General features: G+C 46.2%; 5 protein-coding genes. 2 read left to right on the plus strand and 3 right to left on the minus strand.

The window, feature by feature from the left end; genetic code table 11:
- Complete coding sequence (locus tag ACO0K1_RS14295; protein ID WP_423026860.1) at nucleotides 1–1,641, minus strand: FAD-binding oxidoreductase; 1,641 nt, start codon at nucleotides 1,639–1,641, stop codon at nucleotides 1–3.
- A gap of 131 nt (nucleotides 1,642–1,772) precedes the next feature.
- Here ACO0K1_RS14295 and ACO0K1_RS14300 point away from each other — a divergent pair, with 131 nt between their 5' ends.
- Together ACO0K1_RS14300 and ACO0K1_RS14305 are read left to right on the plus strand one after the other, a co-directional pair.
- On the plus strand, nucleotides 1,773–2,825 hold the full coding sequence (locus ACO0K1_RS14300) for an AraC family transcriptional regulator (RefSeq protein WP_423026862.1): 1,053 nt from the start codon (nucleotides 1,773–1,775) through the stop codon (nucleotides 2,823–2,825).
- Nucleotides 2,826–3,186: 361 nt separating this feature from the next.
- A complete protein-coding gene (locus ACO0K1_RS14305; RefSeq protein WP_423026864.1) occupies nucleotides 3,187–4,218 on the plus strand; it encodes a hypothetical protein in 1,032 nt (343 codons plus the stop codon).
- Between the two features lie 297 nt (nucleotides 4,219–4,515).
- On the opposite strand, the gene ACO0K1_RS14310 is transcribed toward ACO0K1_RS14305, so the two are convergent.
- Together ACO0K1_RS14310 and ACO0K1_RS14315 are read right to left on the minus strand one after the other, a co-directional pair.
- Nucleotides 4,516–5,160, minus strand: coding sequence for a response regulator transcription factor (locus ACO0K1_RS14310; RefSeq protein WP_423026866.1), 645 nt, complete (start codon nucleotides 5,158–5,160; stop codon nucleotides 4,516–4,518).
- The gene (locus ACO0K1_RS14315; protein WP_423026868.1) at nucleotides 5,157–7,022 is read right to left on the minus strand and encodes an ATP-binding protein; all 1,866 of its coding nucleotides are present in this window, start codon (nucleotides 7,020–7,022) and stop codon (nucleotides 5,157–5,159) included. Before ACO0K1_RS14315 ends, ACO0K1_RS14310 begins: the two co-directional genes overlap by 4 nt.
- Nucleotides 7,023–7,366: the final 344 nt, after the last annotated feature.

A 7,366-nucleotide genomic window follows, 5' to 3' on the forward strand; every position in this document is an offset into this window, starting at 1 on the left:
TCATTGCTCCAGATTGGCAGATGTTGTTGGCAGATGTGTTGGCAGATGTGTTGGTAGTAAGACACCCGGATTCATCAAGCCTTGCGGATCAAATTTTTGGTACAAATGACGCAATACTGAGATGCCTAAATCACCTTTTTCAGCCAACAAATAGGGTGCATGATCACGCCCCACGCCATGTTGATGGCTGATCGTGCCGCCATTATCGACAATGGCTTGTGAAGCAGACGCTTTGAGTTTCTTCCAGCGCATGAGGTCTTGGTCATAATCACCCGTCAAGCGGTAAACAAATGTGGTGTAGACGCTGGCACCTTGCGCATAAAGATGTGACAAATGCGTATAGGTATGCAATTTCTCGCCGTCGCTAGCCAGCGCATTGGTGGCAACATACTCGATCGCTCGCATCATGCCCTTCACTTTCGGCCAATCGCAGGCGGTTTCTACGGTATCAATGGCGTAACCTTGTTGCCATAAGGTATTTCGTAGATAAACGTTTTTAAATCGGCTCTGCTTCCACTTTTTTCCCATCATTTGACCGACGGCAACGCCGCCATGTAGTCTGCTTATCTTTAACGCCTGGCGAATAGCGTGTCGCACATTTTTTTTATCGCCGCTGGCACCAAGTAATAACAGACATTTCTGATCGTCACAATGACGAATGCGCAGGTATGCTTCTAGCAATGCAATCAGTTTTTTATGCCCTGCCAACTTCAGGCTCGTCAAGGTTTCTGTAGCATTAGATAAGCGCAACATCGACAAAGGCAATTTTGATTGCGCCAGCGTCCGCACGGCATCTTGCGCACTGTCCCAATCCGGGAAAAAAACCGCATGAAATTCTTCACTGGCAGGCAAGCGGCTGATGCGCACCGTGACCTCGGTTAAAATACCAATCCGCCCTTCCGACCCCATGACAATTTCACGTAAATCGGTGCCTGCTGCGGACGCAGGAAAGGTCGGAATATCCAAGCGTCCGGCCGGTGTTTCTATCCGTCCACCCGCAAACAATTGTTCTATGCGTCCATAACGCAAAGATTGCTGACCGGATGATCGCGTTACCACCCAACCACCTAAGGTTGAATACTCGAATGATTGCGGAAAATGTCCCAAAGTAAAGCCATGCGCCCGCAACTGTGCTTCCAGATCAGGGCCAAACACCCCGGCACCAAAGGTCGCTAATTGTGCGTCCTTATCCAAGTTTAAGAGTTGTGACATACGCCGCATACTGACAACAAGCACTGGCCTTGTATGATCAGTCATCGTCAGGTGACCAACGACACTCGTACCACCGCCGTAAGGGATTAACACGATCTGATGCAGATTAACGTAGTCCAATAATTCGCGCACATCGGTACTGCTTTGCGGGAACGCGACACCATCTGGAAAGTGTTCGATGTGGCCAAACCGCAACTTCAGCCAGTCGGGCAAACTCTGCCCCAGGCTATGCAGGAGACGCGTTTCCGGATCAATATCAATCAATGGATGTGGCGGCAAACGAGATGCGGCTACCGTAGCGATCACACTACTTTTACTGGCATCTTGTTGCAGAACACCTTCACCCAAACGCTCTTGCAAAAATGCCAGTGCTTCAGGATTCACCGCGAATTCGACACTATCGTCACCCCAGCCATTCCAACGTCGCATACATGTCTCTCTCTCTGTTGTGGTGAGAATTTACTCAACTCACAGTAAATTCCCTTGATATACTTGACCGCTAGCTTATCGAGCCTGGCAATACCTGTATTGCGCTTTTATGACAAGGAATTTGCTGAAATATGCCAAACCCCTACGGCAGTCCATCACAACATCATCCTGCTGAGGCAAGGGTCGCTGCTGCCTATGTGCAACCTTTGCTCGAATTAGTGATTGAACGTGGCTTGTCTTTATCCAGCCTGGCAGCAAAGGCGGGGCTTCCAGAAAATGGCTTGACGCCGATTGTCGATAGCATGAGCGCCAGTAGTTATGTGCGCTTACTCGATGCAGGCGCATTGCTCAGTAGCGACGAGCATTTTGGTCTTCATGTAGGTGAACGTGTCAAGCTCGGGACCTACAATGTGTATGGCATGATTTTGATGAGTTGCAAGGATTTTCGACAAGCATTTCAACAAACAATGCGTTATGAAGGACTGGCGCACGATCTGGGGCGCTCCGCGCTGCTCGAATCAGCCACTATTACCGAATATCAATGGCACAGCCACTTTCCACACGCAAGCTGCCATCTTGCCGACAGCGTGTTCGCCGGAATTCGCGTTTTTGGCAATTGGTTTGCAGGCTCGACGTTACCCTTTACACCGGTTTTTTTTCAACATAGCGCGCCAGCAGATCTCAGAGAATATCAGCGCATTTTTGGTCCAGAGGTAGTTTTTGACGCTGCTATTAATTGTGCAAAATTCCCGACTGCATTGCTGGACTGGAGGGTACCAAACGCTGACGTCAGCATGTATCCACTACTACAACAACACGCGGAACAACTTTTAAAGCAAAAACAAGTTGCCGAAAATGACGGTAGTGTAGTGGCCTTGGTTCGTGCTGCAATTCGTAAAAATTTATCACAGGATCTGGCAAGATTGCCTGCCATTGCAACCGAGTTAGGCGTGAGTCAAAGGACTTTGCAACGAAAGCTTTCCGAAGCGGGCATGAGCTTCCAGCAGTTACTCGACGAAACGCGGCGTTCAATTGCTAAAGAATATTTACAGCAAGCCCATTTTAGTCTGGCGGATATTGCATTTTTGCTTGGCTTTCAAGAGCAAAGCGCGTTTCAGCATGCGTTTAAAGAGTGGACAGGCATGACACCAAAATCCTTTCGGGATCAGGCGCAAAAAAGATAAATGCGGAAGCTGGTTGCCCAGTTCCGCATTTGTATTAGATCGGCGGCTTGTCCGCTATACGCAGACAAAGCACACCTCGCTGCCGTCATACATATCAGTTGTATGTACAGCAGGTAGGGAGAATCATATCGAAAAAATATGACATTGCTATGACTAAAATCAAGAAAATGTTCGTTGCTCCGATTCAATGTTACATCAATACCGCGCAAATCGTAAAATGCAAGCCGCCAGTCAACTTGCGGACGTCTGTTAAAATGACGACTTAGCAAAATGACGTCTCGTCGTCAATCAGCGACTACAAATCGCCGTTAGCACGTTGACAGATATTTGCGAATACCTCTTATTATTTATGAAACAAGTCATGTCACTCGCCAGTTCTGAGTTTGAATCCCGCGTTAATATTAGCCACAGCCATCTGCAATGCATTCTGGAACACGCGTTCCAGCATACAGAGGGACACAAGGCGGTGTTGGTGTATGACCAGCAATGTGAATTGTCCAGAGTATTGAGCGCCGCCTACCGTTTGTGCTTGCCAAATGCACTTTGCATCGACTTTGATCTCACGTCACCATACGATATTTTGCAAACCCTCGCTACCTTGCAAAGTAGCGATCTGGCGGTACTGGTGCAATCGACGAATTTTCGTTTAGAGGCTTACCGGTTACGTGTTGAATTATTCAAACAAGGTTTGAAGGTGATTGAACACCCGCATCTGGGTCGGATGGAAGGTGCAGAGATCGACTACTACATCGATGCGCTTGCCTATGACCCTAATTACTATCGTGTGGTCGGGCGAAAACTCAAAGAAAAAATTGATCAGGCGAGCCACGGTGTCGTTGACAGTGACGGTGCACAACTCATTTTTAGCGGAAAATTTGAATCCGCCAAACTGAATGTCGGTGACTACAGTGAAATGAAAAACGTTGGTGGCCAGTTTCCTATCGGTGAAGTATTTACTGAATCCGTCAATCTTGAAGACGTGCACGGAAAGGTGCGCGTCTTCATTTTTGGCGACACAACCTTCAGTATTAATCAACCTGAGAAACCGATTACCCTCATTGTTGAAAAAGGTCAGGTTATCGGCACGGAAGATTCCACACCAGAATTTGATCAAGTATTAACCAATATCCGCGCCGACGATGGGGTTGTCTGGGTCCGTGAATTAGGCTTAGGAATGAATCGCGCATTCAGTAAAGATCGTACGGTACGCGATATTGGCACCTACGAACGCATGTGTGGCATCCATTTATCCTTAGGCTCCAAGCATGGCAGCTACGCTAAACCACACATTAAACGAGGCGAAGGCCGCCACCATGTGGATGTTTTTGCCGTCACGAAGTCAGTCATATTTGGTGACGAAGAAGTTTATCGCGATGGGCACTGGGTCGTTTGATTGAGATCTTTAGTCTGCCAATGTAGAGACGGTTATCCAAAGATATCCTAATGTTTTCGTTGTTGCGTCATTTTTGCGTCATTTTTGCGTCAACTTCATTACTGAAACGATCGCACTTCGTAGAGCCAAGCCGGGTGTGGCCCGGCGACCACTTACTTTTCTTTGCTACGCCAAAGTAAAGTAAGCAAAAGAAAGGCGACGCTGAGACTGTGCCCTGCGGGTGCCGTCACTGCGTGTCGGGACAAAAGTACAGACCATAGCCGCAAACATCGATGATTTTTTTGTCTCTACAAAAAATTAGTCTGGCCGATTATCCTGATCAAACACACCAAGTTGTGTCGCGCGCAAAACGAGTTCCGCCAAAGTGTTAACCTGCATTTTTTCCATGACATTACTGCGTTGCGCTTTAATCGTTCGTTCGGAATTTCCTAATTCAAAGGCAATCTGTTTGTTAAGTTTGCCTCGAACCACCAGGTGAAATACTTCTAGCTCGCGTTCAGACAGCGATGCATAGCGGAAGCGTAGCTCATCAATCAAGGTTCGCGATTTACGTGCATCACTATCACGCTGATGTGCACTAGTGATCGCGCGTAGCAAATCTTCTTTTTGCACTGGCTTACTTAAAAAGTCGTCAGCGCCAGCTTTCATCGCTCGTACGCTCATCGAAATATCACCGTAAGCCGTCAAAAAAATAATCGGAATTTTGCAATCACGTTTATTGAGATGTTCCTGCACTTCGAGTCCACTTAGACCGGGCATATTGACATCCAACAGAATACAGCTGGGTTGATCTTGAAATTCTGTTTGAAAAAAATGCGAACCAGACTCAAACGTATGGACGCGGTAGCCACAGGCCATCAACAACAAACCTAAGCCTGAGCGTACTGAAGAATCATCATCGATCACGTAGACAATGGGTGTTAGTTCCTCACGCATTTTCATTCGCTCCGAGACAAAGGTAATTTGAACAGCATAATGCCTCCACCTAGCCGATTTTCTGCCCAGATATGCCCACCATGGGCTTGTACTATCGATGCAGTGATCCATAACCCCAAGCCAACACCTTCGGGTTTAGTTGTAAAAAATGAGTCAAAAACGCGTTCCACTCCTTCATCAAAGCCAGTTCCTGTGTCCGCGATTGAGACCCGTACGTTATCGTTTCCATATAACATCGTCGCGATCGTGATTCTCCGGTCCTTGCCAGCACGTCTGTCAATCGCATCCATGCTATTGAGTAAAAGATTCACCATGACTTGTTGCATTTGTACGATATTCATCGAGACGATCATGCCGTCTGGAGCGAGTTCAAGTTTGATCTGAATACGGCGTACTTTTGCTTCAATAGATAAAAAATTGATGACTTTGCGCACTAACCAATTGATATCAACAGGCCCTAATTCTGCATCCGATTTCGTCAGCAAGCCCTGCATATTTTTTATTAAGGCATCGGCTCTCAAATTATCTCGCCTGATATTTGCTAGCGTTTCGTGAACCAAATCTAAAGGAGGTGGTTCTCGCTTAAGAAAAATCTGTGCAGCTTCCACATTACTCAAAATCGCTGCCAATGGTTGTACAAGTTCATGGCCTATTGCTTCGTTGTAGATCGATGCGGTCATTTTTCGATTCATTTGCGTGATCTGCCCTAACACCTGACGTGAGGCGTTCAGTGCTAATCCACGCATCTTGCGCTCAAAGATTAAATAGGTGAGACCTATGCTCAAAAGAATTATCAGTGATAGTGCGAAGGTAATTTGCCATCGATACATCTGCCATGTGGTCGGTGTAAAAAAACGCTGTTCACTACCGCTAGGAAAGTCTGAGGCAGCGACTTTCCATCGCACTACCTGATAATGATCCAATAGTGGTGCAAAGCCGGTACTTGGAAATTCTTGCCCTTCTATTTTTTCACCATTGAGTAGTTTTTCAGCGAGTTCCGCGGTTTCTTTTCCCAACTCACGAAAATTAAAACTCAAGGTGGCCAAAGCGCCTGTCCCAAGCATTCTCGGATCATCTACCAGAATCGGACAAACGGCATATTTGCTTATTTGCTCCAGTAAGTCTTCTCCATATGATTTACCTGTCGCCAAATCTTCGGTCAACATCCCAAAGTAGATCACGCTATCTGGTGATAAATTTTCGACTTCTCGTTTCACTTGCTCAATGGGGCGCCCGCGTAAATCCAATACGCTGAGACCATCAGCCATACGCCCCAATTGAGATGGCAAAAATGTTTTATTCATTTCACCAAACGGTATATTCCCGACTAAAACGATTTGTCGACTCGCTGGCAATAAAGTCTTTGCGGCATTGACGATATTTGAAAAATTGGCACGTATCACTTTACCGTTCACCAACGGCGGCAAGGGCATATGCACAACCTCAATGTCATTCGCTAATGTAAATAGCACTGGGACAGTAGGCCACAGGCCTCTGTTATAGGTAAGCAAAAATTTTAAGGCGCCATTTCCAACAACGACGATCACATCAATTTTTTTACCTCTGTACTTTTCTTTAAGCCATCTGGCCACCGATGCGCGGTAAGACTCCTGCGGAAAGCGCGACAAATCCAAATTCTCATGAAACATCACGAGATGTGTATTCTGATTAAAACTACTTGCCAATGATGTATTCAGCGTTGAGTAGAAATCTTGAAGATAGGAGGTATTCCCCATATCAGGACTTAAAACCAGGATGGTCTTCGTCGATTCAGGTAACGGGGCTGCATTTGCATCCTTATTGGACTGCAATACGAGGACCAGTATCAGGCAAGTAAAGACTCGTCCCAGGAATTGAATAGAAAACACGCGTTTCTTCCGTCCCAAAATAGATCAACAGATGTGGCATCAATCGATAAAGCAAAGTGTAGCTGTACTTCATAAAGTCAGCTTTCTTTATTTTCCCATGGCAACAAATTTACAAAAATATGATTCATTTAATTTCCAAAAAGAAATAACTTGAGTGCGATTATGCCGTTCTTCTTACAAGACGTTCCACCATTTTTGTCAAAAATGTTTTCTTAGAGATTCGCGAGTTCAACTATGAAGTGCAACTGAAGATAAATGGTTAAAGGTGGGAAGATGCAGTAGCATCCGGCCTTCCAGACCTCCAAGTCAAAGTTGCCCGAAATGACATACACACATCTTACCCA

The organism is Undibacterium sp. SXout20W (assembly GCF_049340285.1).
GTDB lineage: Bacteria > Pseudomonadota > Gammaproteobacteria > Burkholderiales > Burkholderiaceae_D > Undibacterium.

Excerpts from the sequence above, each read along its gene's own strand:
- ACO0K1_RS14300 (WP_423026862.1), top strand. The coding sequence starts at position 1,773 with ATGCCAAACCCCTACGGCAGTCCATCACAACATCATCCTGCTGAGGCA.
- ACO0K1_RS14295 (WP_423026860.1), bottom strand. The coding sequence starts at position 1,641 with ATGCGACGTTGGAATGGCTGGGGTGACGATAGTGTCGAATTCGCGGTG.
- ACO0K1_RS14305 (WP_423026864.1), top strand. The coding sequence starts at position 3,187 with ATGTCACTCGCCAGTTCTGAGTTTGAATCCCGCGTTAATATTAGCCAC.
- ACO0K1_RS14310 (WP_423026866.1), bottom strand. The coding sequence starts at position 5,160 with ATGAAAATGCGTGAGGAACTAACACCCATTGTCTACGTGATCGATGAT.